Genomic DNA, 25,576 nt, shown 5'->3' with positions numbered 1-25,576 from the left:
CGATGAGCTGAAAGAAAAAGGGCGCGGTTTGGCCGCGCCCTTCAATTCTTTATCGGCGTTCGCCCGATGCCTTTTTCTTGGCTTCGTCATCCACCAGCTCGTACCATATGGCGTTGAGGACGGCGAAGGCGGCTGCCAGCGGCAGGCCGAGTATCCATGCGAAATACCACATCGTTTCGTCTCCTCAGTAAGCGTGGCTGTTTTTGTCGGTGACGCTCTTCTCGTCGACCTTGCCCCACAGCACCTTGTAGACCCAGGCGGTGTAGGCAAAGATGATCGGCAGGAAGATGACCGTAACCACCAGCATGATGAAGAGCGTCTGGTGGCTCGACGACGCATCCCAGACCGTCAGGCTCGACCTCGGATCGAGCGAAGAGGGCAGGATGAATGGGAACATCGACAGGCCGACCGTCGAGATGATGCCTGTTATCGAGAGGTCGCTGAAGAGCAGGGTCATGACTTCCAGCCGTGTTCGCATGGTAAGGAAGGCGGCCGCCGCACCCAGGAAGCCGAGTACCGGAGCGGCGATCATCCAGGGATGGGTGCCGTAATTGGCAAGCCATGCATCGCTTTCCAGCGCCACCGTCTTCAGAAGTGGGTTCGACGGGCCGACCGGACTGATATCGCTGGTGATGCGATAACCGCTGACGCCGGTCCAGAGCCACAGGCCGCCGAGCGCAAAGAGCACGATGACCACAAGCGCTGCGATGCTGCCGAAGCGTCGGGCGCGATCGGCAACCGGCCCCGTTGCCTTCAGCACGAGCCATGCGCTGCCATGCATGACGAGCATAGCGACGGAGAGCAGCCCGCAGAGAAGGGCATAGGGGTTCAGAAGCGCGAAGAACGAGCCTTCGTAGAAGATCCGCATATCGTCCGCGAAGCGGAAGGGAACGCCCTGCAGCACGTTGCCGACGGCAACGCCGAAGATCAGCGACGGCACGAAACCGCCGATGAAGAGCGCCCAGTCCCAGCCGTTGCGCCAGCGTGCACTGTCACGCTTGGAGCGGTACTTGAAACCGACCGGGCGCAGGATGAGTGCAAAGAGGATCGCAAACATCGCGAGATAGAAGCCCGAGAAGGAGACCGCGTAGAGCGGCGGCCAGGCGGCGAAGATCGCGCCGCCTGCGAGGATGAGCCAGACCTGATTGCCTTCCCAGGTGGCGCCGATCGTGTTGATGGCGACACGGCGTTCCGCATCGGTCTTGGCGACGAAGGGCAGTAGCGTTCCGACGCCGAGGTCGAAGCCGTCGGTGACGGCGAAGGCGATCAGGAGAACACCGAGGAGCACCCACCAGATGAGGCGCAGGGTTCCATAATCGATGAGTTCGTGAAGGATCATGACAGGTCACTCCGCGGGAACGAGGGTTTCGGAAATGAGCTTGGCTTCCGGCTCGTGGTCCGGTTCCGGCCCCTGGCGGATCGCCCTGAGCATCAGGCTCATCTCGATGATGATCAGCGTCGTGTAGAGTGCAGCAAAACCGATGATGGTGAGCAGCACTGCCCAGGCACCGTGATTGGAGACGGCGACCGCCGTCGGCAGCACGCCTTCGATCACCCAGGGCTGACGGCCGATTTCGGCAACCACCCAGCCGGCCTCGATGGCGATCCAGGGCAGCGGGATGGCAAAGACCGCGATGCGCAGTAGCAGCGGATATTTGTCCAGATGTCGGCGGGCCGACAGCCAGAAGAAGGTTGCCGTCAGAACGATGAAGAACATGCCGAGGCCGACCATGATGCGGAACGACCAGAAGAGCGTCGGCACATGCGGGATTGTGTCGCGGGCCGCCTGGGCAATCTGTTCGTCGGTCGCCTGACGCGGATCGTCGACATAGCGCTTCAGGAGCAGGGCATAACCGAGGTCATGGCCGAGATCCTCGAAGGAGCTGCGGACTTCCTCGGCAACCTTATTCTGGGCGGCGGGTGCCGCGCGGATCTGCATCAGCGCGTCATAGGCCTTGATGCCGTCGCGGATGCGGATCTCGGCCTGCTGTTCCAGCTTGTCGATACCGGGAATTTCCGTCGTCAGCGAGCGCGTACCGATCAGGCCCATGACCCAGGGGATATGGACGGCGAAATGTGTCTCGCGTGCTTCCTGGTCCGGGAATCCGAAGGCAGTGAAGGCGGCCGGAGCCGGCTCCGTCTTCCACATGGCTTCGATCGCAGCGAGCTTCATCTTCTGGTTTTCGGTGGCGAGATAGCCGCTTTCGTCACCGAGCACGACCACGGACAGCGCCGAAGCGAGGCCGAAGGAGGCGGCGACCGTCATCGAGCGCTTGGCAAGCTCGATATGCCGGCCCTTCAGCATGTACCAGGCCGAAACGCCGAGCACGAAGATCGAGGCGCAGACGTATCCCGCCGAGACCGTATGGACGAACTTCGCCTGGGCGACGGGATTGAAGACCACGTCGAAGAAGCTTGTTATCTCCATGCGCATCGTCTGCGGATTGAGCGCGGAACCGACCGGGTTCTGCATCCAGCCGTTGGCGATCAGGATCCAGAGCGCGGAGAAATTTGAGCCGAGCGCGACGGCCCAGGTGGCGACCAGATGGCCGACCTTCGACAGCTTGTCCCAGCCGAAGAAGAAGAGGCCGACGAAGGTCGCTTCGAGGAAGAAGGCCATCAGGCCCTCGATTGCTAGCGGCGCGCCGAAGATATCGCCGACATAATAGCTGTAATAGCTCCAGTTCATGCCGAACTGGAATTCCATGACGATGCCGGTTGCGACGCCCAGCACGAAATTGATGCCGAACAGCGTGCCCCAGAATTTCGTCATCTGTCGCCAGATCTGGCGGCCGGTCATGACATAGGTCGTCTCCATGATGGCAAGCAGCACGGAAAGGCCGAGCGTCAGGGGCACGAACAGGAAGTGATAAAGTGCAGTCAGCGCAAATTGGAAGCGCGATAGCGCTACGATGTCTAGTTCCATTGTCTTACTCCCACGGTCCCACGGGGTATCAAGAAGTTTCCGCATGGCCGGCTGGCCGCGCGGAGCATGCCTGTTCGCTCAATCCGGCCGAAGCCGATCGAGCGCCTTTTCGAACGCCGCCTCTCCACGGCGCGAAACTTCTGAGATACGGCCGTCGTCGATGACGGCGATCAGGTCTGCGAGCGCCGCTTCGCGGCGAATATGTGTGGCAATGACAAGCGCGCGGCCTTCAGCTCTCAGCGCGAGGCGATGCAGCACATCGCGTGCGGTGCGGCCGTCAAGTCCCTCGGTCGGCTCGTCGAGCAGCCAGAGCGGCGTGTCGCGTAGGAAGAGGCGGGCGAGTGCCAGCCGGCGCGACTGGCCGCCGGAAAGCCCCATGCCGCCTTCGCCGAGCGGCGTATCGAGGCCTGATGGTAGCGCATCGACATCGGCAAGCAGGCCGGCGGCGGCAAGCGCGTCTCGCAGTTGGTCATCATCAGCATCGGGCGCTGCGAGCAGCAGGTTGCCGCGCAGCGTATCCTGGAAAAGCTCGGTGCGCTGGGTGAGCAGCGTTGCGTCGAGCGCTGCGGCCATGCCGGCAGTTGGCGGCAGTTCACCTGATAGTAGCGACAGCAGGGTCGATTTGCCGGCGCCGCTGCTGCCGACCACGGCCATGTGCTCGCCGCGGCGAAGTTCGAACGTCACCTCCCGCAAGGCCGGCAGTGCCGCCCCGTCATGGGCGACGGCTATATTCTGCAGCGCGAAGGCGAGCTCATGCGCCGGAGCTTTGAGCGTGAAATCCGCTTGAACGGCCGAAAGACGTGGTGCGATGCGCTTCGCCGCCAGCATGGTCCTGCCGAATTCCATCGCGCCGCGGCGCAATGCGGCAAAGGGTTCTGTTGCGGCAAAGGCGACGAGCACGCCGAGTGCCGCAACGGGTGCGGTGATCGTACCTGTCTGCAATAGCGTCGCTGATGTCAGCAATGCCGCGACCAGCAGGGCGGTCGAGACGAGCCCGAAGCCGAAGCTCACGCCGGTCTCTATCCGGTTCAGCCGGTCGTCTGCCTTTGCGGTATAGGCGTCCGCGGCGGCGATTGCCTGCTGCTGTGCGGCAAGGCGGTTTGCCATGAGAAGATCGGTCTGCCCAGCGACGAGATCGATGGTCCGCGACCGGATGGTTTCGATGCCGTAGGCGCGGCGGCGAGCGTGCTTCAGTGCCAGCCGGCCGGCGGCGAGCGGCAGGCCAAGCCCGACCAGAACGAGGCAAGATCCGAAGAGCAGGCCGAACAGCGGATGCATCAGGCCGAGTGTCACGCTGGCAACAAGTGCCATGCCGACTGCTACGGCTGCCGGCACAAGGATGCGAAGATAGAGCGAATCCAACGCATCGATATCGGCGGTCAGCCGGAAGAGCAGCCGGGCCGGACGATTGAGAAGTGCGCGCGCCGCACCGGCGGAGGCCCAGCCGCGGAACAGGCGCTCACGAAGGGCGGCGAGCACGGCGAGCGTCGCGTTGTGGGTCGTCAGTCTTTCGCCATAGCGTGCAGCCGTGCGCAGGATGGCAAGGAAACGGATGCTGGCCGATGGCGCGAAGACATCAAAGGTCGCGGCAACGGTTACCGAGAGACCGGCAAGCGCGGTTGCGGTAATGAACCAGCCGGATAGGCCGAGCAGGGCGATACCAGCCGTGACGGTCGCCGCCGACAGTGCGGCGCCGAGCAGTAGTTCCTTGCGACGCGTTTGCATGAACAGGCGTAGGACTGGCTTGATGTCTCTAAGGAAGGTGGTCATTCAGCAGCCTCCTGAAGACGCTCCGTACCAAGGCGGATCGCGTGGTGCATACGTGCGGCCAACAGCGGGTCGTGCGTTGCGACGATCAGTGTGCGGCCCTCCGCAAGAGCAAGCAGGCTCTCGGTGATCTCGGCGGCCGTCTCGGCATCGAGATGTGCGGTCGGCTCGTCAGCGAGGATGATGCGGATATCGGGGTCGCAGGCGGCTCGTGCGATCGCAAGGCGCAGCGCCTCGCCGCCAGAAAGACCGATGCCGCTTTCACCGAGCGGGCGATGTCCATAGGCATTCGCGACACCGCCAAGCTTTGCGAGATCGAGCGCCTTGGAGACTTCTGTCTTGGTGATGCCGGGTCGTCCCAGCGCAATATTGCTGGCAACGGTGCCTGCGAAAATATGCGGCTTCTGGCCGATCCAGGCCATTTTGCCGCGATCTGTCGCTGTACTGCCAATCAGAACCTGGCCCTCATTGCAGGGCGCTAGACCGGCGATCAGCGACAACAATGTAGATTTGCCGGTGCCGCTCGCGCCAAGCAGCGCTACGTGTTCGCCGGCAGCAATATCGAGATTGAAGCCATCAAGGACCGGCGAATGATCCGGCTGATAGCGAAAGCTGATATTTTCCAGGTGGATATTGAAGGCCCCGTTTGCCGCAAAGGCTCCTGCCACTTCGCAATCGGGAAGCGCCATGCCTCCGGCAGCGAGCCTATCCAGCGCCTTCAGCGCGGCCTCGCCCGAGGCACGGTCATGCCAGACGGCGGAGAGTTCACGTAATGGCTCGAAAAAGGCAGGTGCCAGCAGCAGGACGAACAGGCCCTGCGAAAGGTCAAGGCCGCCCGACCAGGCGCCAAAGCGGATTTCGCCGAGCAGGCTGAAGCCGACATAGACGGCGGTCATCGCCACGCCGAGTGCCGAAAAGAGTTCGAGCACAGCCGAAGACAGGAAAGCGATCTTCAGCACGGCCATGGTGCGTGTGCGAAGCGATTCTGCTTCCGCGCGAAGCCTGCGCGCCGTGGTATCGACCGCGTCGAGAGAGCGGATCGTCGCAAGACCGCGCAGGCGGTCGAGCAGGAAAGCGTTGAGGCCGCCCGTTGCGACGAGTTGCTTTTCGCTCGTAGCCTGCGCGCGCCAGCCGATCAGCGCCATGAAGATTGGAATGAGCGGCGCCGCAAACAGCAGCACGAGTGCGGCGATCCAGGAGATCGGAAAGATGCAGCTAAGGATGATGAGCGGCACGAGGCTTGCCTTTATCCGCGCCGGCTGGAAACGGGAGAGATAGGGCACGATCAGCTCAGCCTGTTCGCCGAGAACGCTGGCGGCCTCACCGGACGCAGGGCGCCCGACATCAACAGGCGAAAGATGGGCAAGCAGGCGGATGGCGGTGGCGCGTTTTTCGCTGAGCTCAGCGCGTGCTGCGCGAAAAGCAAGGCGGCCGCCAGCCGCATCGAGACAGCTTTTGACGATGCCGAGCAACAGGATGAAGACCGCGGGCCAGAGGATATCGGCAGGGCTTCGACCATCGGCGAGCCGGCCGACGGACCACGCGAGCAGGCCTGCCTGGGGAATCCAGAGGGCAGCCGCAAACGCTTGCAGCATCGAGGCGCCGCGTAGGCGGCTTTTGGTCTTGGACGGCTTGCGTGCCGCGACCTTGCGATCCGACATCCCGGCCAACTGCTGGTCTCTCACGTCGAAGAAAGCACTACACATGGCGCTAACTCTTGTTCGCAGGATTGGGACGGCGGCGGCCAAGCGAAACGACTCTGTCCTTGGCCTCCAGCAGTTTGGTCACTTTCGCACCTAACGAGAGTAACGTCGCAAGCCTTTCTGTTTCAAGTTGTTTTACGTCTTCATACCAATGCGTCAGCTGTTCGATCAGCGTGTGCATCTCGCTCATGCGCTCTTGCGCATGGCGCTCGGCCTCGCTCGCCGGGCGCTGCATAAGGATCTCGCGCAGCACCGATAATGTCGGATCGACCTCGCGCTTCTTGCGCTCTTCGGCAAGCGTTCTGAGAATCAGCCAGACATCGTCGGGTGTAGTGAAGAAGTCGCGCCGGTCATCCGGCTTATGGCGCAGAAGCACTAGGTTCCAGGCCTGCAATTCGCGAAGGCTCATGGAGACATTCGAGCGCGATATGCCGAGCGCATCGACGATCTCCTCTGCGCAAAGCGGCGATGGCGAGACGTAGAGCAGGGCATAGATCTGGCCGACCGTGCGATTGATGCCCCAGCGGGAACCCATTTCGCCAAAGTGCAGGACAAAGGACTGAACGAGAGGCGGAAGGTTCATTGTTATTTCCGTTATGTCTGTGATTTCAGAAATTTCTGAAATCACTATACAAACTTTCGCGCTTATACCGCAATTGCCGAGCTTGACCTGCGTCAATTTGGATACGTGCTTCGGTAGCCTGTTTCTTCATAGACCGGCGTTGCGTGCCTGGAATTGACTTGAGTCAAATCTCGCAAACATAAAACGCCCGGCAGACACGTGTCTGCCGGGCGCCAAATGCCCTATAAATTTATTGGAGAGGCGTGAGCCTCAGATCAGCCCGGTCAGGAGGCCGACGCCGGCAACTGCCGCAAGGCCGCCTGCGGTACGCACGACGAAGGTACCCTGCCGTTCACCGAAGCGGGCAATAAGGAAGCCGACGCCGAGGCCGACCGCATGCAGCAGGGCCGTTGCAATCATGAAGCCTGCTGCATAGGCAGCGCCACCGGCATTCTCGGGCATCTCGGCCCCATGCGCGTGGCCGTGGAAGACTGCAAACAGGCCGACAACCGCCATCGCGACTGCCGTCGAGGCACGGATGTTCAGTGCGACGACGGCACCGAGCACGATGACGGAAAGCGCAATACCGGTCTCGACGAAAGGCAGATTGATACCGGCAATGCCGAGCGCGCCACCGAGGGCCATGACGAGCACGAAGGTCGCAGGCACGGCCCAGACAGCGCGGCCGCCAAGCTGGAAGGCGAGAACGCCGACCATGACCATGGCAAGGATGTGATCGAGGCCGGAGACAGGATGGCTGAAACCATGCATAAAGCCGGAGGTTTCGCCGGCGCCGGTATGGGCATAGGCGACTGCCGGAAGCGCTGCGGCGGCAAGCGCGAGAACGCCGCTCTTGAAGATTGATTTCATTACGCAATTCCCTCTGAGCTTTTAGATCCTGCGGCCGCCGACCCCTCAGGCACGGTTTCAAGTCGCTTCCCCAAGCTAGTCCAGCGAGATTTTGTCGTCAACGAAAAGCATGAGAATAGATAGGAATTTCAATTGCTTATATCATAGGCAGTTGCCTTTTTGAAAGGCGGCTTCACAAGGAGCGCTTAACCGGATTATCAATCATCTTGCAGAGGCGAGAGCCGCCGCCTCTCGAGGAGGACCCCATGACGAATACCGAAAGGCCGCTGGCGATCAGCGCGCCGGAGCCGCGTACGCTCGACCTGATCTTCAGCGATAAGGCACGAGCCGAACTCAACGCCAAATATGAGATCGTCGAGGCCGATCCCGAAAACATCGCTGGCCTGAGCGATGATGTCATCGGCAAGGCGCGCTACATCATCGGCCAGCCACCGCTTTCGGCGGAAACGCTTGGTCGTATGCCGCAGCTCCGCTCGATCCTCAATGTCGAGAGCAATCTCCTCAACAACATGCCCTACGAGATCCTCTTCCAGCGCGGCATTCATGTGGTCACGACCGGACAGGTCTTTGCCGAGCCAGTGGCGGAGATCGGCCTCGGTTTTGCGTTAAGCCTCGCACGCGGCATCGTCGATGCCGATGTGGCTTTCCGGGAGGGCAATGAACTCTGGGGTGGTGAAGGCAATACAAGCGCCCGACTGATAGCGGGTTCGGAGATCGGCATTGTCGGTTTCGGCGATCTCGGCAAGGCGCTGCGGCGGGTTCTGTCGGGCTTTCGCGCCAGGATCAGGGTTTTCGATCCCTGGATGCCTCGCTCGATCCTGGAGGAAAATGGTGTGCAGCCCGCGAGCCTGAACGAAGTACTGACGCAGAGCGACTTCGTTTTCGTCGTAGCATCGGTCACCAGCGAGAACAGGGGCTTCCTTGGCGCGGATGCGTTTGCCAGCATGCGCAAGGGCGCCGCCTTCATCCTCCTCAGTCGCGCCGATGTCGTGGATTTCGACGCGCTGATGGCAGCAGTCGCGTCAGGCCATATCGTTGCGGCAAGCGATGTCTATCCGCAGGAGCCGTTGCCGTCAGACCATCCGGTGCGGAACCTCAAGGGCTTCATCCGCTCGGCCCATCGGGCCGGTGCGCTCGATAGCGCCTTCAAGAAGATGGGCGACATGGTGCTTGAGGATATGGATCTGATGGATCGTGGTCTGCCGCCGATGCGCTGCAAGCGAGCGGAGCGCGAAACGGTTTCCCGCATGCGCTCCAAACCCGTTTCAGTCAATTAAGCAGCGCGCTGGCCGGTGCCCTGGATGGCGGCAAGCTTCCAGTCGGCGCCGGACTTGCGCACGAAGGTCCAGACCTCCGTGCTTTCGCTCGGGCGGCGGTCGTCGCCCGAGACGAGGCGGCCACTGTTACGCTCGACCATGGCGTCGATCGAGGAGTAGCGCATTGCAAGCGTCGCATATTCCAGACCGTCTTCACGCCAGGCTTCAGCGATATCGCCCTGCAGCAGCTTGACGTCGGTAACCTGGTTGCGCACGCCGTTGGTGGCGTTCTCTCCAAGCTCTTCGGCAAGGTAGGACATGGCTTCCGGCGTCGTCAGACGGCGCAGCGCACCGTAATCCTCCGCGCCATAAGCGGTCTGAATCTTGGTCAGCAATTCCTCGAACTGATCGAGGTCGGCCTGAGCAAGGCCGATCTCATCGCTCGGGCGTGCGTTGCGCTGCTGTTGGCCGCTGGAGCCCGAACCGATTGCCGGAATGTGGAAGGTCGAACCGCCATTGGCCGGCGACATGCCATAGGACTGCGGTCCGCCATAGCTCTGGCCGCCTGCGCCGTAGGACGGCTGGCGGCGATTGGCGAAGAAACGCATGGCAAGGGTAATCGCTCCGAAGATCAGCGCGATCTGCAGGAGCATGCCGAGGAAACCGAAGCCGCCGCCGAAACCGTGGCCGAGCAGCATACCGAGCAGGCCGCCGGCAATCAGGCCGCCGATCATCGAACGGCCGAAGCCGCCGAAGAAGCCGGGGCGCTGCTGGGCATAGCCGGGTTGTTGCGTGTTATAGGGCGTAGTTGTCTGCGGGCGCGGCGTCATCGAGCGCTCGATGGGCGCAACCGGGGCAGGAGCAGTCTGCGTGGCGGGAGGCGCGCTGAAGGTACGCGTGCCGCGGCTTCCGAATCCGCCGAAGCTGCCGGCGCGGCGCGCATCGGCATCACCGATCGAAGCAAAGACGGTAGCGCTCGCAAGAACGGCAATCGCCGCTATCCTGGCAAAACGCGAAACGGCAGTGGACATTCTTTCATCTCCTATCATGCGCTGAATGGCATGTCGGGACCTAATATAGGTATTCTTTCTGCGCTGTGAAGTTGTGCGCTGCTACTGGCAGACGTCGACCCATTCGGCTCGGGTGATTTCCGCCAGTCTTTCGGTGGGGATGCGCACCGCGGAATTGGTCGAGCCGGCGGCCGGAACGACCTCATCGAACTGCTTCAGCGACATGTCGCAATAGATAGGCAAGGGTGCCGGCAGGCCGAAGGGGCAGACGCCGCCGACCGGGTGGCTCGTCACCGCCAGCACTTCCTCCGCGTCGAGCATGCGCCCCTTGCCGCCAAAGGTGTCCTTGAACTTTCTGTTATCAAGACGTGCCATGCCGCTCGCCACGATCAGCATGATGCGATCACCGACGCGAAGGCAGATCGTCTTGGCGATCTGTGCCGGCTCGACGCGATGCGCTTCTGCGGCGAGGGTGACTGTCGAAGAGCTGCTGGCCGTTTCGATGATGGCAATGTCGGGGGCGTTGGCGGCGAAGAAGGCGCGGACGGATTCGAGGCTCATGGGATAGATACTTGTGAGAGGACAACCGGGCTGGGCCGCATGATGATGCGGACATGGAATTCACGCATTCGCGGCCCAACTTAATATTTAAATTTCAGAAAATTCAATCGCTTAGTTCCCGATAGATCATTTCCATGCGTTCGGACAGGCAATCTGGATTGTTCCCGATTTCTAAGTCATGGATATTGCTGGAAAAACTGGCAGTTTCGCGGCGAGGATAACATGGTGGGCAAGCCGAACTATCGGGATATCGCCCGCCAGGCGGGCGTGGGGACGGCAACCGTGGAACGCGTCTTGAACGGCCGCGGCGGTGTTCGCCCCGAACTGGTCGAGAAAGTGATCATTGCTGCGCGCAGCCTGGAGTACCCGCGCACGCTTCCCGATACCCATCGCGGTCTGCTGCGCATAGAAGTGCTGATGGTGCGTCCCGAGACGACCTTTTATCAGCGGCTGTCCAAAGCCTTCGAGCGGATATCGGCGACGCTGGATCCGTTGGTCGTCGTGCATCGGAGTTTCACTGAAGAGATGAAGCCAGAGGAGATTGCCCGGCGCATTCTCTCGACGGACCTTCCGCGCGCGGGCCTCATCCTTGCGGTGCCGAGCAGTCCGGTGATCCGGGCAGCGGTGGAGAAGGTCATCGCGCAAGGCTTGCCGGTGGTCCACGTCGTTACCCGCGCCTCTGATCGCGCAGGCGAATTCGTCGGCATCGACAATTATGCCGCCGGCCGGACGGCTGCGCTCTTCATCAGCCGCATGGCCCGCCGGCAAGGCCCGGTCATTGCAATCTGTCACCCGATCTATCAGGTTCACCGCGATCGCATCCGCGGATTTTCGGAGTATTTTCTGGAGCATCCCGGTGCCAACAGCTTCCAATGGCTGGGCTTCGGTCTCGATGAGGAACACTACAGCGCCGAGCTATTGGCCTCGGCATTGAAGACCTACCCCGATCTCGCCGGCCTCTATAATGCCGGAGGCGCCAATTCCGCCTTGATCGATGTGCTCCGCCGCCAGGCGCGTGAGCGCAATATCTTCTTCGTCGGTCACGAACTGACCGATTACACGCGCAAAGCCCTGCAGGACGACATCATGGACGTGGTGTTGGATCAGGCGCCGGAAGCGCAGGCCAGACGATCGCTCGATCTCGTCCTGCGTCGTATCGGGCTGACCGATATCGAGCCGGATCGTGCGCCTATCCGTTTCATTACCATCACCAAGGAAGGGCTTTGATCTAATTTGATCAAGAATGGCTTCGGCGCCACGACGGTCCCCTGTTAGTTTCAAAGCAGGGAGGAGAGCCGGAGCGTCGAGAGGAGCGACACCGGATAGGGCGCACCAGGCGCTCTCCTTCAACAGAACCTGCGCGGACGCGATTTCTGTCTGCCCGAAGGAGAGTGCAATGGACGATCTGAAATTCGGCACGCGCAACAAGCGCGGCGACTGGGCGCCGAACCAGCCGGTTGAGACCGCGCCGCTGTTTGTGTTTCCGCCGCGGCTGATGACCATCCTGAAATGGCTGCCGCATTATTTCTTTCCGTGGAATGCGATATTCGCTGCTTCGGCCGTCGCCTACTGGGCCTGGGTCATCCCGCCGATCGAGACGATGCAGACGCTCGCCATTGGATGGATTGCCTGGCTCTATGCCGTGAATGCGATCTGTGTGCTGCTGTTTTACGGCGCTTTCGAGCTGCATCTCTATGTGCTGAAGCGGCAGGAAAACCGCTTCAAGTATAACGGAAAATTCCCGTCCGAGCAGAAGAGCAAGGCCTTCTGGTTCGAAAACCAGAACTTCGACAATATGCTGCGCACCTTCCTGCCGGGGGTGACGATCTGGACGGCGATTGAGGCGGGCATGTTATGGGCCTATGCCAATGGTTACGCGCCGTGGCTGAGTTTTGCCGAACATTACTGGACGCTCGCGCTCGTCGCGCTGGTCGTGCCGATCATTCATGAATTCCACTTCTTCTGCATCCACCGGCTCATTCATACGCCCTTGCTCTACAAGTGGGTGCACTCGGTTCATCACAATTCGGTCAATCCGTCGCCCTGGTCTTCGCTGTCGATGCATCCGGTCGAGCACCTGCTCTATCTCGGAACGGCCTTCTATCACCTGATCCTGCCGTCCAATCCGATCCTCATGCTGTATCAGCTGCATTATGCGGGCTTCGGTGCCATTCCGGGTCACGTCGGTTTCGACAAGGTGGAGGTCGGCGAGGACAAGCTGGTCGATAGCCATGCCTATGCGCATTACCTGCATCACAAATATTTCGAGGTGAATTACGGCGATGCCCTGATCCCGCTCGATAAGTGGTTCGGCACCTGGCATGACGGCTCGCCGGAAGGCGAAGCCCGCATGCAGGAGCGCTACCGCCGCCGCAAGGAAAAGCTCGCCGCGCGCAAGGCCGGCATGGAAGTCAAAGGAGCCGCCGAATGAACTGGATCACCGCCTGCAAACTCGATGACATCGAACAGGAAGGCGCCATCCGCTTCGATCACGGCAGCCGCACCTATGCCATCTACCGCGGTCCTGACGACAGCGTCTATTGCACCACCGGCCTCTGCACGCACGAGGCAATCCATCTCGCCGATGGGCTGGTCATGGATTTCGAAGTGGAATGTCCCAAACATTCCGGAGCCTTCGATTACCGCACCGGCGAAGCCCTCAGGCTTCCGGCCTGCGAGAATTTGAAGACCTATCCCGCCGAGGTTATCGACGGTGAAGTTCGCGTGGCTCTCGCCTGAGCCTGCGACACCAGCAGGCCTGAACGGCCTCCGGAATGCATCGGGGTGGCCCGGCACCCAATGGGAGGAAATCATGAAGTCTTTTTATGTGGCGGCCATCCTGGCCGCCCTGACGGCAAGTGCTGCCTCGGCCGAAACCATCGGCGTCTCGATGCAGAGCTTCGACAATAATTTTCAGACGTTGCTGCGCGAAGGCTTGAGCGCGCGAGCATCCCATGTGGGCGGGGTCACTCTGCAGATCGAGGACGCGCAGACCGATGTCTCCAAGCAGCTCAATCAGGTGAACAATTTCATCGCCGCGGGTGTGGATGCGATCATCGTGACACTGGCTGATACGTCCGCCGCGCCCGGTATCAGCGCGGCAGCCGAGAAGGCCGGCATTCCGCTCGTCTATCTCAATCTGCAGCCTGACAATGTCGACAAGCTTCCTCAAAATCAGGCTTATGTCGGCTCGAAGGAAACTGATTCCGGCCGGCTGGGCGCCGAAGCTGCCTGCGAAATCCTGAAGAAGAATGGAAAGGCCGACGATGCGCAGGCCTATATCCTGATGGGAGACCTTGCGCGATCGAACTTCATCGGTCAAGGAAACGCTCGCGGCCGGCGATTGCAAGGGCGTGACCATCGCCGACGAGCAATCGGCTGCCTGGACACGCACGAATGCCATGGACCTGACCACCAACTGGATCACAGCCGGCCGTCCGATCGATGCGGTCTTTGCCAATAATGATGAAATGGCGATCGGTGCTATCCAGGCGCTGAAGGCTGCCGGCGTGTCGATGGACAGCGTCGTCGTTGTCGGCATCGACGCGACGCAAGATGCCCTGGCTGCGATGGCGAACGGCGATCTTGACGTGACGGTATTCCAGAATGCCAAGGGGCAGTCCGCAGGTGCGATGGATGCGGCGGTCGCCCTTGCCCGTGGCCACAGCGTCGACAAGCAGATCATCATGGTGCCGTTCGAACTCGTCACGCCGACCAACATGGCCGATTACACCCACCAGAACTGATCCTCCCTGGCCGGCGTCTCTTCCTCACGAGCGCCGGCCTCCCTTTTTACGGAGAGCTTTATGAGCGGCATTGTCATCATCGGTGCGGGAGAATGCGGAACGCGCGCGGCATTCGCTTTGCGGGAAGCGGGATATTCCGGATCGATAACCTTGGCGGGAGCCGAACCGCATCTGCCATACGAACGGCCACCTTTGTCGAAGCCGATGGATGGCGCAGCGCAGATGAAGTTGATCTGTGCCGAAGATGTGCTGGCAGCCGCCGGTATCGACTATCTGAAGGGGGTGTCAGCCTCGAAGCTGGACGTCGATGCTGCTACCGTCATCTTGAGCGACGGTCAGGTCCTGCCCTATAAAAAGCTGCTGCTTGCCATCGGCGCGCGCCCAAGAAGGCTTGCTTGTCCGGGCGCCGAGCGCGCGCTCGACTTCCGCACCCATGCCGATGCCGAGGCGATTTTCGCCAATGCCAGGCCAAGCCGAAGCGTCGCCATTATCGGCGGCGGCCTGATCGGTATGGAGCTCGCATCCGTCCTTCGCGGAAAGGGTGTCGCGGTCAGTGTCATTGAAGCAGCGCCGAAAATTCTGGGACGCGCCGTTCCGCCGCGATTTGCCGAAAAGCTGCATGCGAGGCACATCGCAGAAGGCGTCGGCTTCCACCTCGATCGGGGTGTTGTTGCCGTCAGCGATGATGGCGTCCTTCTGACGGATGGCAGCATGGTTCTAGCGCAACTCATTGTCAGCGCTATCGGTGTCACGCCGGAGATCACCTTGGCGCAGGAAGCCGGGCTGGCGACAGGCAACGGCATCCTGACGGACGCCCATCTTCGCACCAGCGCGCCAAATATCTTCGCGGCAGGCGACTGCGCAGCAGTGAGCCAGCCCGGTGGAGGTCACGCCCGGTTCGAAAGCTGGCGGAATGCGAGAGCCCAGGCCGAGGTTGCGGCGCGCAACATGATCGGTGCGGCAGAGGCTTTCGCCGCGATTCCCTGGTTCTGGTCCGATCAATATGACCTCGGCCTCCAGGTGGCCGGCCTCCCGCAGCCGGAGCATCAAAGCGTGGTCCGTTCGCTTGGCGACGACGAGCTAGAATTCTATCTGGAAGGCGGGCGTCTCGTGGCCGCAGCCGGACTTGGTGTCGGCAACGGTCTTGCCAAGGATATCAAGCTTGCCGAGCTGCTGATTGCAGCCGGCGTTCACCCCGATCCCGCCGCTCTCGCCGATCCGAACATGAACCTCAAGGCGCTCCTGAAGAGCGCAAGCGCGGCATGATGCAGAAGCTGCTGATTTTCCAGTCGCTCTGGGCGATGGAGCGCCGGCACACGGATGGATACGAGCGCAGCCTCGACGAGAACATCGCGACGATCGTGGAGGCAGGCTTCGACGGCATTAGCGCCCACTATACGAACCGCGCCGACGTTATCAGGCTGAATGACGCGATCCGCGGCACCGGATTGAAGATCGAAGGCGTCTGTTTTCCTCGCACAGTCGAGGATTTACGCCTGCCGCTCGCGCTTGCCACGGAGTTTCCCGTCAGCCATATCGACCTGCAGCCCGATATCCGCCTGCGCCGCGTCGAGGATTGCCTGCCGATCCTGGATGGCTGGATGCAGCTTGCCGAGAATGCCGGCGTTCCCGTCTTCATCGAAACCCACCGCAACCGGATGACGACGGATCTGTTCTTTACGCTCGACCTGCTGGAGAAGAGGCCGGATCTGCCGCTGCTCGCCGACCTCTCACACTTCACGGTCGCGCGCGAACTTGCCGATCTGGTCGATGCCGAAACCCATGCCATGATCCATCGCATCCTCAGCAATGCTCATGCCTTTCATGGCAGGGTCGCATCGTGCGAACAGGTGCAGATCGAAATCTCTTTTCCTCACCATCGGCCCTGGGTCGACCTCTTCCTTCAATGGTGGGACTACGGCATGCGCGATTGGCGCAGTCGCGCCGCTTCGAACGCCGAACTGGTCTTCACCTGTGAGCTGGGGCCGCAGCCCTATGCGATTACCGGGCGAGACGGTAACGACACCACCGATCGATGGGCAGAGGCACTACTGCTTCGACAGATGCTTCGTGATCTCTGGGCTGGGATTTGATCGCTATGGCCCCTTTTGCCGCGACCCGGCAGGGATGATCTCGTCTCGAAACCATTCCTGCCGGATATTCCCCCGGTAACATCAGCGAGGGGTCCGATCTATTCATCGGACAAAGCGAGGTCACGGCGCAGCCAGGATGGGAAGGTGTCGAAGCCGTTCACCATGCGACGACGTCTCCACCGGGCAACGATGGTTGCGACGAGAATCTCTCTGAAGCTAAATCGCGAGCAAAGCTCGCTCATGGATGCCGCCAGGCTCTCGCCGGCGTGTTGATTGGTCATGATCATCAGCGGTCGGAATTCCAAACCGCCCCTCTTTCAAGCTGAGAGTGCGCAGCGCCATGCGCGCGGGCGTTACCGTGCCCAGACGCTGCGAGCGAAAATGAGTGCCATCTTTGGGTGGTGAAGCTTGAAAGGTCTCGGATATGATCGAGGGTTAGGAGCTTCGAAAGCCTATGCCAAAGAGGCGTTGGACGAAGAAATATCTGTCATTGCACGCCTCCATTATTGAGTTGCTCCGGCGCAATTATTAGCCGATCGCGAAAACACAGGCAAGAGCGCGAATTTCGAGCTCTTCGGAGTGGTCGACGGCGTGATCATGGCGGGCCTATGTCGCGGCTCTGGACGTTGCCCGGTACCTTTCGATGCCGATTCCACTGGCAACCGAACTGGCCTTTCCATCAGCGATTGACCGCGCCCGGAACATCGTCATAATAATTTTGCACACGTGCTCAATTTTGTCATTCGGTCGTTACGTTCGCCCCCTAGAGCGGGATATGCCACGTTTTCGTGGGGCTATCGGAACGGCCATCAACACCAGTGATGACCCGTCAAGAGGCCTCACACTGCTCTTCTAGGGAGACGAAGAAGATGACCATTTTGCCGACACTGAAATCCCTTACCGTTGCGGCCGCAATCCTGGCCTCGACCTCTGCATTTGCGCTTGCCAAGGACGTTCACATCAGCGTCTGGGCTGGTGGTACCGGCCCGAATGACGTTTACCGCGTCGACGCCATCGACATTGCTGCTCGCCAGCTCGAGCGCGAAGCGGCGCTGAAAGGTGAAGACCTCAAGATCATTGTTGAAAAGACCCCTTACTCCGGTTGGGACGATTTCAAGCAGGCGCTGACGCTTGCTGCCGAAGCCAAGAAGGCTCCGAACATCGTCGTCAGCGGCCACGAAGACATCGCTCCCTGGTCGCAGGCCGGCCTCATCGTTCCGGTCGAAGACTATGTCGACCTCGATTCCTGGCCGCTCAACGACATCTACGAAAACCTGATGCAGATCGCTTCCTATAACGGCTCGGTCTACGGCATCCCGCAGGACGCTGAATCCCGCCCGATGCTGTTCTGGAAGCCCTACATGAAGGCTATCGGCTACAGCGACGCCGACCTCGACGCGCTGCCGAAGAGCGTCATGGACGGCAAGTACACGATGAAGAACCTGCTCGAAGACGCCAAGAAGATGCAGGACAAGGGCCTCGTGCAGCCCGGCTACGGCTTCTATCCGCGCACCAGCAACGGCCCTGACTACTGGCAGTTCTACACCTCCTTCGGCGGCGTCATGGAAGAAAACGGCAAGCTCGTTTTCGACAAGGCTGCCATGAAGCGCACCTACCAGTTCTTCGCCGATGCGGTTTCGACCGGCGTAACTAAGAAGAACCATATCGGCATGCCGGGCGACCAGTGGTGGAAGGAAGTTGCCACCGGCAAGGCCGGCATCTGGGACGCCGGCACCTGGCACTATGCCCGCCTCGTCAACCAGGAGGGCCTGAAGGACTTCTTTGGCAACATCGCCTTCACGCTGATTCCGGCTGGTGAAGGCGGCAAGGCGAACACGCTGACGCACCCTCTCGTTTATCTGCTGACATCGGGTCACAGCGACGAGGACACGCAGATTGCCGCCCAGCTGATCACGATCGCTTCAGAGCCGCGCACCAACGCGCTGCACGCTATCAAGTCGGCGCATCTCGGTGTCTCCAAGTCCGAAGCGGCCGTTGATTTCTATGCCGCCAATCGCTGGGCCCGTGAAGCCACCGAGCGCTTGCTGCCCTACGCCAATGCGATGCCGAACAACTCCGACTTCGGCACCTACTGGAACATCATGTGGAAGAACCTTGAAGCATCCTGGACCGGCGCCAAGACTGTCGATGCCGCCGTCAACGATGCCGAGAGCGAGCTGAAGAGCACGCTCGGCGACAAGATCGTCATCCGCTAAGAGCGACGCACTCTGCCGGAAGGCGGCCGCAACGCCGCCTTCCGGAGCGTCGTCCATGAGGGGACTTCCATGAAATCGTCCAGAACGCTTGGGCTGGTGATGATCGCACCTGCGGCGATCATGATCATTCTGTTCTTCCTTCTACCGGTCGTTCTGACCGCCGTCTTCTCTATGACGAACATGACGACGGCGACCGGCATTTCCGGCGGCGTCTACCAGGTCGCGCCGAATTCGCTGATCACGCTCAAGTCGACTATGCCCGATATCGCCGATCAGCTGGGCGAGCCGCGCTACACGATCGATGAAGCCGGCCTCAAGGCCGTCGAAGGCCTGAGCCTCTCATCAGCCATCGTTTCGGAACTGCGCGAAAAGCATATGAACGAGGTCTTCCCATCACGCCGCGAAATCGAGCGCATGATCAAGGACCTGAACGAGCGTCCCTCGACGCGCGAGGTCAAGCAGATCTCCGACCAGTTCAACCGCTCGGTCGTCAACGCCCGCTTCGACAGCAAAGACCAGCTTTTTTCCGCTCTCGATACGCTCGGCTTCAAGCTGACGGCTGACCAAAAGGAACAGGTCGCCAAGGCAGCCTATACCGGCTGGATCTGGACATCGGACAATTTCTCACGCATGGCCTCCTCGCCGGATATGGCTCGCGTGCTGCTGAATACAGTGCTCTACGTCGCGCTGGTGCTGGTCATCTTCAATGTCGGCTATGCGCTGCTGCTCGCCATCTGGACGCATTATATGCCGGCAGCATCGGCCTCCTTCTTCCGGGGTGTCTGGCTGCTGCCGCGCATCACGCCCGTCGTCATCTATGTCATGCTCTGGAAATGGCTTGCCTGGGACACCGGCTTCATTTCCACGCTGATGGGCAATTTCGGCTATCCGCCGAAGAATTACCTGCTCGACAACGCCTATAATGCCTGGGTTTTCGTTGTGATGATCAACGGCTTCATCGGCGCCTCCATGGGCATGCTGGTCTTCTCGTCGGCGATGAAGGCTATTCCGAAGAGCCAGTTCTACGCGAGCGAGGTCGACGGCGCGTCACGCTGGCAGCAGATTCGCTACATCATCCTGCCGCAGATGCGCTGGCCGATCCTCTTCGTCACCTGCTACCAGACGCTCTCGCTGCTCGCCTCCTTCAACGAAATCCTGCTTTCGACGAACGGCGGACCCGGCAGGGCGACCGAAATCTGGGCGCTCGCCGCCTACCATACGGCGCTCAACAACTACGCCGGCAACCTGGAATATGGTCTCGGTGCTGCCATGGCCCTCGTGCTTGTGGTCATCGGCGTAACATTGTCGCTGATCTATCTGCGCATCTTCAACTACGGCGCGCTTGTCTCCAAGCCGCTGATCGAGGACTGACTTATGGCCGAAAAAGCGCAACCTTCCGCGAATTTCAGCAGTTGGCCGGTCATTGCCGTGCTCGCCGTTGTCAGCCTGCCGCTGCTTTTGATGTACGCCTATTTCTTCATAGACACGGTCACGGTGAAGGAGGCCGGCTCGCTCATACCCTCCAGCTTCACCATTCAGCACTGGCGCTTCTTGTGGCAGACGACCGAAGGCAAGCCGAACATCTGGATCGTGACGCTCAATACGCTGCTTTTCGCCACCTCCACGACGAGCGTGGTCGTCATCGTCTCGTCGATGGCGGGCTATGTGCTCTCGCGGCTCAATGTACCTGCGCGCGGCTTCTTCCTTGCCGGCGTCATGGTGCTGCACGCCTTTCCGTCGGTAACGCTCATCATCGCCATCTTCATCGTGCTGCAGATGATCGGCCTTTATAATTCCCTGATCGGCGTCATCCTGGTGAAGGCTGCGATCGACCTGCCGCTCGGCATCTGGCTGATGAAGGGCTTTTACGACACCGTGCCCTGGGAAATCGAGATGGCCGGCGTCGTCGATGGCGCTTCGCGCTTCCGTGTCTGGCGCAGCCTCGTTCTGCCGCAGGTCGGTCCGGGCATCATGGCGCTCGGCCTCTTCTCGTTCCTGTCGGGCTGGGGCGAATTCATCCTGCCGCAGGTGCTGGCGCCCGGCAATCAGGTGCAGGTGCTCTCGGTCTATCTCGCCGGCTTCCTCGGCGACGATAACAACTATGATTTCAACATGTTCAAGGCGGTCGGCCTCTTCTACGTCATTCCGGTTCTGATCGCCTACGCACTCTTCCACAAATATCTCATGAACATCTATGGCGGCGGGAGCAAAGGCTGATGCGTATCCTCCTCGACAATTTTTCGAAGAGCTTCGGCTCCACCAAGGTCATCGAGAACATGAAGCTCGAAGTCGGCAGCGGCGAGATGCTGGCGCTTCTCGGGCCCTCGGGCTGCGGCAAGTCGACGACGCTGTTTGCCATATGCGGCATCCATCGTCCGACAGGTGGCCGCATTCTCTTTGGCGACCGCGACGTCACCGATCTGCCGAGCCAGATGCGCAATGTCGGCGTCGTCTTCCAGTCCTATGCGCTCTATCCGCATATGACGGTTGCCGAGAACATCGGCTTTCCGTTGAAGGTCAAGGGCGTCAATGCGGCCGATATCCGCAAAGAGGTCGAGCGCATTTCCGGCCTCGTGCAGATCGGCAATCTGATGGAGCGACGACCAGCGCAGCTTTCCGGCGGCCAGCAGCAGCGTGTGGCCCTTGCCCGTGCGCTGATCCGCAAGCCGGATGTGCTGCTGCTCGACGAGCCGCTTGCCAATCTCGATGCCAAGCTTCGCCTCGAAATGCGTTCGGAAATTCGCCGCATCCAGCGCGAGACGGGCATCACCGCCATCCTGGTCACCCATGATCAGGTGGAAGCGATGAGCATGTGCGACCGCATTGCCATCATGAAGGAAGGCGAGATCGTCCAGATCGCGACGCCGGCCGAAATGTATAGCGACCCACGCACCGCCTTCGTCGCCGGCTTCCTTGGCAATCCGCCGATCACCTTCCTGCGCGGCGTGATGAAGGATGGCGCCTTTGCCATGCCGGAAAGCGAGATCCGCGTGCCGGTATCGGTCCAGGCTGCCGAGGGCACCAAGCTGACGCTCGGCGTGCGGCCCGAACATTTCAATCCGGCCGGCGACATCGCCGTTGCCGGCAAGGTCACCTTTGCCGAAACGCAGGGCCGCGAAAACCTTTACGACGTCCAGCTTGCCGGTGGTTCGCTGCTGCGCTCCATCCAGCCGGTCCGCAGTGACATCACGGTCGGCGACGAGGTGAAGTGGGCGATCGACAGCAAGGGCGTGTTCGTCTTCGACGAAGACGGCCGGAGGCTCTGAACGATGCGTGATTTCTCTTCTTTCTTCGAACACTACGGTTGGCCCTCGGGCAAGGGAAGCCTGCCGTTCTGCATCGGCCATCGCGGCGCCAGTGGCCATGAGCGGGAAAACACGCTTGAAGCCTTCCAGCGCGCCGCCGAACTCGGCGCGGAAATGTGGGAGCTCGACACGCAACTCACGAAAGACGGTGTGGTTGTCGTCTCCCACGACGATCATCTCGAACGCGTCTTCGGCATCGACCGCCGAATTTCCGAGATGACGGCAGCCGAGCTTGCTGCCCTCGAGGGCGTCAACGTTCCGACCTTTGAGGCGGTCGCAGCCCTTGGGCGGCGCACCAATACAGGCCTCTATATCGAGCTCAAGGCGCCGGGCACGGGGCTTTGGTGCTGGAAGCATCTTATTGAGAAAAACCAGCGCTTTGCCTGCCTCGGCTCTTTCGGTACCGCGCAAGTGCGAGAGCTTCGTGACGCGGGCTGCGATTACCCGCTCTCGGTACTGGTCCGTGTTGGTCACGATCCGCATGCAGCTGGCGATGAAGCCGGCGCCGATATCCTGCACCTTTGCTGGGAAAGGGCCGGCGAGCGCCCGCAGGATCTCGTCACAGAAGAGCTGATGGAGCGAGCCTTCGGCGAAAGCCGTGAGATCGTGCTTTGGCACGAGGAACGGCCAGCCATTTTGACCGACATCATGAAGCTACCGGTACTCGGAATCTGTACGGACCTGCCCGATCTGATGCGCCCGGCCGCCAGGGATGAAAAGCATGGCAGACAAGGATAACAAGGGACCGAGGAAGGTCACGTCCTTCGACGTGGCGCGTGTGGCGGGCGTCTCGCGCGCTGCCGTTTCGCGCGCTTTCACCCCGGATGCCAGTGTTTCGCCGAAGACGCGCGAGAAGGTCTATCAGGCGGCCAAGGATCTCGGCTACCGGGTGAATTATCTGGCCCGCAGCCTCACCAACAAGCGCTCCGATCTCGTCGGCCTCGTCGCCGCCGGCCTCGACAACCCGTTCCGCACGCTGCAGATCGAGCATCTGGCGCGGGTGCTGATCGCCCGCAATTTTCGTCCGATCCTGTTGCCGACCTCGAAGGAGGCGGACACCTCTGCTGTCATCGGCCAGCTTTTGCACTATGCCGTCTCCGGCGTCATCGTCACATCAGACGCTCCGCCGACGGAGATTTGCGAGCAATGTGCTGCCGAAGGCGTGCCGATCGTGCTGATCAACAAGGGCGACGATATTCCCTTCGTCGACCGCATCATTTCCGATGATCGCATGGCGGGCCATCTTGCTGCCACGCATCTGATCGAAAGCGGCGTCAGGGCGCCAGCGGTCATGGCCGCCCCCGCGATTTCCTATACGGCAAGGCGGCGCAGTGAAGCCTTCATGACGGCCTGTCGGCAGCTCGGCCTCGAACCGCGCATGATCGAATTGAAAATCAACGACTATCAGAGCGGCTACGACGCAGCCGCCGACCTTGCCTCGCTCGGCATCGATGGCCTGTTCTGCGCCAATGATTACATGGCCTGCGGCGTGGTCGATCGGATCATGAAGGGGCTCGGCCGCGAGGACGAGCCGCCCGTACGTATCATCGGCCATGATGACATTCCGCAGGCCAGCTGGTCAGCCTATGACCTTACAACAATCCGGCAGCCCTGCGATTTCCAGGCCGAACAAACGGTCGATCTACTGATGACCCGCATGGCCGAACCGGATATGACCGCCCGCGTCGAATTTACCCCCGTGACGCTGATTAAAAGAAGGACTGCTTGATGAATTCCGCATTCGATGCCTCCGCGCTCGCCGCGCGGGCGCAGCTCGCAATCGACGTGGCCCGCCAGGTTGGACGCGAGGCTGCGCGCTTCAGGCGTGAAGGCAACCCGGGCGCGCTGCATGTCGAAAACAAGGGATTGCAGGATTTCGTCACTGTCGCAGATAGGCAGGCAGAACAGGCAATCCGCGAAGGGCTGCTGGCGCATTTCCCCGACGATACGTTCATGGGTGAGGAAACTGGTGGCGAATCCGGCGCGGCCGGCACTTGGGTCGTCGATCCCATCGACGGCACCACCAATTATATCAGAGGCTTCCGCCACTGGGGTGTGTCCATTGCTTTCGTTTTCGACGGCAAAGTAGAGATCGGCGTCGTCTATGACGCGGCCAACGATCAGGTTTTCTCCGCGATCCGCGGTCAGGGCGCCTTCAAGGAAGGCCTGTCGATCCACGCCGCGCCTACTACCGATCCCGCCAATGCGATCGTCGTGCTCGGTCATTCGCGCAAGACGAGCTTTGACGACTATGCGGCGCTCTCCAAGCGGCTCCACGAACGCGGCATGGATTATCGCCGCATGGGGGCGGCGGCAGTCGATCTCGTGCGTGTGGCGGAAGGTGTTTCCGATCTCTTCTATGAACGCCACCTCAATGCATGGGACATGCTGGCCGGCGCGCTGATCGCCGCCGAGGCCGGCGCGAAGGTCGCCATTCCGCCTGTCGATACACTGTTGGAGGTTGGCGGTCCTGTTATCGCCCATTCGCCCGGGTTGGCGGAAGAATTCGCTTTCCTTGTTGAGTTCGAAGGTCTGGCGGGCTGATCAGCCCGCCATGCGCTTCAGCCATGCCCGCTCGGTCGCCGGGGCCTCGTCCGTGGTGATCTGATCCGGCTTCAGGGCGACGAGTGCCGAAAAGTTCGTCCATTCCGCATCACTGAAGCCGCCCTCGGGATCCTTCAGCGTGAAGGTCCAGGCGTCGACCAGCTTGGCCTCGCTGTGGCAGAGCGCGATCATGTCGAGCCCGGCCTTTGCCGCATTGAGCAGCATTGGCCAATAAAGATAGACTGTTTCTGGCTCCGTCGGGCCACGCAGATCGGCAAGCAGTTCCTTTTCGACCGCTTTCCAGCCTTCGGCCTTGTAGATATCGCCGAGCTTGTCGGTGGGGTCGATGCCGCGGCGCAGATGCGGCAGCTTCTCTTTGACGGCCAGGATCAGCTCCAGACTTCCGGCACTGACGATGACGGAGGCGGAAATCTGCTGCAGGTGTTCGGCAAGATGGGCGATGCCCTTTTCGCCGATCGCCTCGTAATCGTCCTTCATATCGAACTGCAGCAGCGCGTCCGGATGGGCCGATTGCAGCATGGCTGCAAGATCCTCGCTGTAGAGCAGGGGACGATTGCCCTCCCTCATCCGCAGGTCGCGCAGCTCCGCAAGGCTCTTCTGGGCAACGAGACCACGCCCGGTCGTCTCGCCTTCCAGCTCTTTATCATGCAGCACGACGAAACCACCATCGGCGCGCACCCGGAGGTCGAGCTCCATCGAGGCACCGGCCCTGAAGCCTTCTGCCATCACCTCGGCCGAAAACAGCGAGTCGGCCATACGCCGGCGCAACCGGTGCCATTTCAGCAGGGTCGAATGGCCTTCAAACTCTATCTGAAGTCCGGGTGCATCCTTCATTCCCTGATCCTCGACCTATTCGTCTCGGCCTCTTCGTGCATCGGAAACATCCGATTCTCAAGGGCCGGTGACAGATTAGGCGCGATCTCCCGGCAGGAGCTTCGCCTTCTTCGAACAAACTCCTTTTTCGCGAACCAGTGTTCCGGCAGTATCTCTATGCGA

The 25,576-nt window shown here is 60.9% G+C and carries 24 protein-coding genes and 1 pseudogene; 14 read left to right on the top strand and 11 right to left on the bottom strand.

Translation table 11 applies throughout. The features are described from left to right. Nucleotides 1–49: 49 nt before the first annotated feature. From cydX to PMI11_RS09160, 7 genes are all read right to left on the bottom strand, one after another. Nucleotides 50–172 (bottom strand): cytochrome bd-I oxidase subunit CydX, encoded by a 123-nt coding sequence (gene cydX, locus PMI11_RS36155; protein WP_007815879.1) that lies wholly within the window; start codon nt 170–172, stop codon nt 50–52. Between the two features lie 12 nt (nt 173–184). Further along, nucleotides 185–1,339, bottom strand: coding sequence for a cytochrome d ubiquinol oxidase subunit II (cydB, locus tag PMI11_RS09185; RefSeq protein ID WP_007815877.1), 1,155 nt, complete (start codon nt 1,337–1,339; stop codon nt 185–187). 6 nt (nt 1,340–1,345) lie between these two features. Further along, a complete protein-coding gene (locus PMI11_RS09180; RefSeq protein WP_007815875.1) occupies nt 1,346–2,926 on the bottom strand; it encodes a cytochrome ubiquinol oxidase subunit I in 1,581 nt (526 codons plus the stop codon). Nucleotides 2,927–3,004: 78 nt separating this feature from the next. After that, the gene (locus tag PMI11_RS09175; RefSeq protein WP_007815873.1) at nt 3,005–4,696 is read right to left on the bottom strand and encodes an amino acid ABC transporter ATP-binding/permease protein; all 1,692 of its coding nucleotides are present in this window, start codon (nt 4,694–4,696) and stop codon (nt 3,005–3,007) included. Continuing rightward, the gene (gene cydD / locus PMI11_RS09170) at nt 4,693–6,399 is read right to left on the bottom strand and encodes a thiol reductant ABC exporter subunit CydD (protein ID WP_007815871.1); all 1,707 of its coding nucleotides are present in this window, start codon (nt 6,397–6,399) and stop codon (nt 4,693–4,695) included. Before cydD ends, PMI11_RS09175 begins: the two co-directional genes overlap by 4 nt. A gap of 4 nt (nt 6,400–6,403) precedes the next feature. Continuing rightward, nucleotides 6,404–6,979, bottom strand: a complete 576-nt coding sequence (locus PMI11_RS09165) for a GbsR/MarR family transcriptional regulator (protein ID WP_007815869.1) — start codon at nt 6,977–6,979, stop codon at nt 6,404–6,406. 249 nt (nt 6,980–7,228) lie between these two features. Further along, complete coding sequence (locus tag PMI11_RS09160; RefSeq protein ID WP_007815867.1) at nt 7,229–7,828, bottom strand: HupE/UreJ family protein; 600 nt, start codon at nt 7,826–7,828, stop codon at nt 7,229–7,231. Between the two features lie 245 nt (nt 7,829–8,073). Here PMI11_RS09160 and PMI11_RS09155 point away from each other — a divergent pair, with 245 nt between their 5' ends. After that, nucleotides 8,074–9,105, top strand: coding sequence for a hydroxyacid dehydrogenase (locus PMI11_RS09155; RefSeq protein WP_007815865.1), 1,032 nt, complete (start codon nt 8,074–8,076; stop codon nt 9,103–9,105). On the opposite strand, the gene PMI11_RS09150 is transcribed toward PMI11_RS09155, so the two are convergent. Further along, nucleotides 9,102–10,115, bottom strand: a complete 1,014-nt coding sequence (locus tag PMI11_RS09150; protein WP_007815862.1) for a Tim44 domain-containing protein — start codon at nt 10,113–10,115, stop codon at nt 9,102–9,104. The two genes, PMI11_RS09155 and PMI11_RS09150, sit on opposite strands and share 4 nt — an antisense overlap. Before the next feature lie 81 nt (nt 10,116–10,196). Beyond that, nucleotides 10,197–10,655, bottom strand: a complete 459-nt coding sequence (locus tag PMI11_RS09145; protein ID WP_007815860.1) for a YbaK/EbsC family protein — start codon at nt 10,653–10,655, stop codon at nt 10,197–10,199. Between the two features lie 225 nt (nt 10,656–10,880). Here PMI11_RS09145 and PMI11_RS09140 point away from each other — a divergent pair, with 225 nt between their 5' ends. The 6 genes and pseudogenes from PMI11_RS09140 (at nt 10,881) to PMI11_RS09115 (ending at nt 16,494) form a co-directional block, all read left to right on the top strand. Then, nucleotides 10,881–11,882 carry a LacI family DNA-binding transcriptional regulator gene (locus tag PMI11_RS09140; protein ID WP_037071026.1) on the top strand — a complete coding sequence of 334 codons (1,002 nt, stop codon included), beginning with the start codon at nt 10,881–10,883 and terminating at the stop codon, nt 11,880–11,882. A gap of 169 nt (nt 11,883–12,051) precedes the next feature. Continuing rightward, nucleotides 12,052–13,086 (top strand): sterol desaturase family protein, encoded by a 1,035-nt coding sequence (locus PMI11_RS09135; RefSeq protein ID WP_007815855.1) that lies wholly within the window; start codon nt 12,052–12,054, stop codon nt 13,084–13,086. Continuing rightward, nucleotides 13,083–13,394 (top strand): MocE family 2Fe-2S type ferredoxin, encoded by a 312-nt coding sequence (locus tag PMI11_RS09130; protein WP_007815854.1) that lies wholly within the window; start codon nt 13,083–13,085, stop codon nt 13,392–13,394. The genes PMI11_RS09135 and PMI11_RS09130 overlap by 4 nt, the downstream gene beginning before the upstream one ends. A 73-nt stretch (nt 13,395–13,467) precedes the next feature. Then, a pseudogene (locus PMI11_RS09125) lies at nt 13,468–14,401 on the top strand (substrate-binding domain-containing protein). Between the two features lie 60 nt (nt 14,402–14,461). Next, nucleotides 14,462–15,667, top strand: a complete 1,206-nt coding sequence (locus tag PMI11_RS09120; protein WP_007815848.1) for an NAD(P)/FAD-dependent oxidoreductase — start codon at nt 14,462–14,464, stop codon at nt 15,665–15,667. Then, complete coding sequence (locus PMI11_RS09115; RefSeq protein WP_007815846.1) at nt 15,664–16,494, top strand: sugar phosphate isomerase/epimerase family protein; 831 nt, start codon at nt 15,664–15,666, stop codon at nt 16,492–16,494. Before PMI11_RS09120 ends, PMI11_RS09115 begins: the two co-directional genes overlap by 4 nt. A 98-nt stretch (nt 16,495–16,592) precedes the next feature. Here the strand turns inward: PMI11_RS09115 and PMI11_RS09110 are convergent, their stop codons facing one another. After that, a complete protein-coding gene (locus tag PMI11_RS09110; RefSeq protein ID WP_037071021.1) occupies nt 16,593–16,781 on the bottom strand; it encodes a hypothetical protein in 189 nt (62 codons plus the stop codon). Nucleotides 16,782–17,363: 582 nt separating this feature from the next. Here PMI11_RS09110 and PMI11_RS09105 point away from each other — a divergent pair. The 7 genes from PMI11_RS09105 to PMI11_RS09075 all read left to right on the top strand — a co-directional run bounded on the left by PMI11_RS09105 (nt 17,364) and on the right by PMI11_RS09075 (nt 24,559). Continuing rightward, nucleotides 17,364–18,710, top strand: a complete 1,347-nt coding sequence (locus PMI11_RS09105) for an extracellular solute-binding protein (RefSeq protein ID WP_007815843.1) — start codon at nt 17,364–17,366, stop codon at nt 18,708–18,710. Nucleotides 18,711–18,779: 69 nt separating this feature from the next. Beyond that, nucleotides 18,780–20,081 carry a carbohydrate ABC transporter permease gene (locus PMI11_RS09100; protein ID WP_007815841.1) on the top strand — a complete coding sequence of 434 codons (1,302 nt, stop codon included), beginning with the start codon at nt 18,780–18,782 and terminating at the stop codon, nt 20,079–20,081. Nucleotides 20,082–20,084: 3 nt separating this feature from the next. Further along, on the top strand, nt 20,085–20,927 hold the full coding sequence (locus PMI11_RS09095; RefSeq protein ID WP_007815839.1) for a carbohydrate ABC transporter permease: 843 nt from the start codon (nt 20,085–20,087) through the stop codon (nt 20,925–20,927). After that, nucleotides 20,927–21,976, top strand: a complete 1,050-nt coding sequence (locus tag PMI11_RS09090) for an ABC transporter ATP-binding protein (RefSeq protein WP_007815837.1) — start codon at nt 20,927–20,929, stop codon at nt 21,974–21,976. Before PMI11_RS09095 ends, PMI11_RS09090 begins: the two co-directional genes overlap by 1 nt. Nucleotides 21,977–21,979: 3 nt before the next feature. After that, nucleotides 21,980–22,753 carry a glycerophosphodiester phosphodiesterase gene (locus PMI11_RS09085; RefSeq protein WP_007815835.1) on the top strand — a complete coding sequence of 258 codons (774 nt, stop codon included), beginning with the start codon at nt 21,980–21,982 and terminating at the stop codon, nt 22,751–22,753. Next, nucleotides 22,737–23,744: a LacI family DNA-binding transcriptional regulator gene (locus PMI11_RS09080; protein ID WP_007815833.1), complete on the top strand. Its 1,008-nt coding sequence runs from the start codon at nt 22,737–22,739 to the stop codon at nt 23,742–23,744. The genes PMI11_RS09085 and PMI11_RS09080 overlap by 17 nt, the downstream gene beginning before the upstream one ends. Continuing rightward, complete coding sequence (locus tag PMI11_RS09075) at nt 23,744–24,559, top strand: inositol monophosphatase family protein (protein ID WP_007815831.1); 816 nt, start codon at nt 23,744–23,746, stop codon at nt 24,557–24,559. The genes PMI11_RS09080 and PMI11_RS09075 overlap by 1 nt, the downstream gene beginning before the upstream one ends. On the opposite strand, the gene PMI11_RS09070 is transcribed toward PMI11_RS09075, so the two are convergent. Next, a complete protein-coding gene (locus PMI11_RS09070) occupies nt 24,560–25,414 on the bottom strand; it encodes a glycerophosphodiester phosphodiesterase (protein WP_007815828.1) in 855 nt (284 codons plus the stop codon). Between the last annotated feature and the right edge of the window lie 162 nt (nt 25,415–25,576).

It is taken from the genome of Rhizobium sp. CF142, from assembly GCF_000281145.1.
GTDB lineage: Bacteria > Pseudomonadota > Alphaproteobacteria > Rhizobiales > Rhizobiaceae > Rhizobium.
This window is presented reverse-complemented; position numbering and strand designations above follow the sequence as displayed.

Coding starts and splice junctions, on each gene's coding strand:
- PMI11_RS09090 (WP_007815837.1), top strand. CDS start 20,927: ATGCGTATCCTCCTCGACAATTTTTCGAAGAGCTTCGGCTCCACCAAG.
- PMI11_RS09135 (WP_007815855.1), top strand. CDS start 12,052: ATGGACGATCTGAAATTCGGCACGCGCAACAAGCGCGGCGACTGGGCG.
- PMI11_RS09155 (WP_007815865.1), top strand. CDS start 8,074: ATGACGAATACCGAAAGGCCGCTGGCGATCAGCGCGCCGGAGCCGCGT.
- PMI11_RS09095 (WP_007815839.1), top strand. CDS start 20,085: ATGGCCGAAAAAGCGCAACCTTCCGCGAATTTCAGCAGTTGGCCGGTC.
- PMI11_RS09100 (WP_007815841.1), top strand. CDS start 18,780: ATGAAATCGTCCAGAACGCTTGGGCTGGTGATGATCGCACCTGCGGCG.
- PMI11_RS09180 (WP_007815875.1), bottom strand. CDS start 2,926: ATGGAACTAGACATCGTAGCGCTATCGCGCTTCCAATTTGCGCTGACT.
- PMI11_RS09175 (WP_007815873.1), bottom strand. CDS start 4,696: ATGACCACCTTCCTTAGAGACATCAAGCCAGTCCTACGCCTGTTCATG.
- PMI11_RS09160 (WP_007815867.1), bottom strand. CDS start 7,828: ATGAAATCAATCTTCAAGAGCGGCGTTCTCGCGCTTGCCGCCGCAGCG.
- cydB (WP_007815877.1), bottom strand. CDS start 1,339: ATGATCCTTCACGAACTCATCGATTATGGAACCCTGCGCCTCATCTGG.
- PMI11_RS09115 (WP_007815846.1), top strand. CDS start 15,664: ATGATGCAGAAGCTGCTGATTTTCCAGTCGCTCTGGGCGATGGAGCGC.
- PMI11_RS09145 (WP_007815860.1), bottom strand. CDS start 10,655: ATGAGCCTCGAATCCGTCCGCGCCTTCTTCGCCGCCAACGCCCCCGAC.
- PMI11_RS09120 (WP_007815848.1), top strand. CDS start 14,462: ATGAGCGGCATTGTCATCATCGGTGCGGGAGAATGCGGAACGCGCGCG.
- PMI11_RS09130 (WP_007815854.1), top strand. CDS start 13,083: ATGAACTGGATCACCGCCTGCAAACTCGATGACATCGAACAGGAAGGC.
- PMI11_RS09080 (WP_007815833.1), top strand. CDS start 22,737: ATGGCAGACAAGGATAACAAGGGACCGAGGAAGGTCACGTCCTTCGAC.
- PMI11_RS09085 (WP_007815835.1), top strand. CDS start 21,980: ATGCGTGATTTCTCTTCTTTCTTCGAACACTACGGTTGGCCCTCGGGC.
- PMI11_RS09105 (WP_007815843.1), top strand. CDS start 17,364: ATGACCATTTTGCCGACACTGAAATCCCTTACCGTTGCGGCCGCAATC.
- PMI11_RS09075 (WP_007815831.1), top strand. CDS start 23,744: ATGAATTCCGCATTCGATGCCTCCGCGCTCGCCGCGCGGGCGCAGCTC.
- PMI11_RS09150 (WP_007815862.1), bottom strand. CDS start 10,115: ATGTCCACTGCCGTTTCGCGTTTTGCCAGGATAGCGGCGATTGCCGTT.
- cydD (WP_007815871.1), bottom strand. CDS start 6,399: ATGTGTAGTGCTTTCTTCGACGTGAGAGACCAGCAGTTGGCCGGGATG.
- cydX (WP_007815879.1), bottom strand. CDS start 172: ATGTGGTATTTCGCATGGATACTCGGCCTGCCGCTGGCAGCCGCCTTC.
- PMI11_RS09070 (WP_007815828.1), bottom strand. CDS start 25,414: ATGAAGGATGCACCCGGACTTCAGATAGAGTTTGAAGGCCATTCGACC.
- PMI11_RS09165 (WP_007815869.1), bottom strand. CDS start 6,979: ATGAACCTTCCGCCTCTCGTTCAGTCCTTTGTCCTGCACTTTGGCGAA.
- PMI11_RS09110 (WP_037071021.1), bottom strand. CDS start 16,781: ATGATCATGACCAATCAACACGCCGGCGAGAGCCTGGCGGCATCCATG.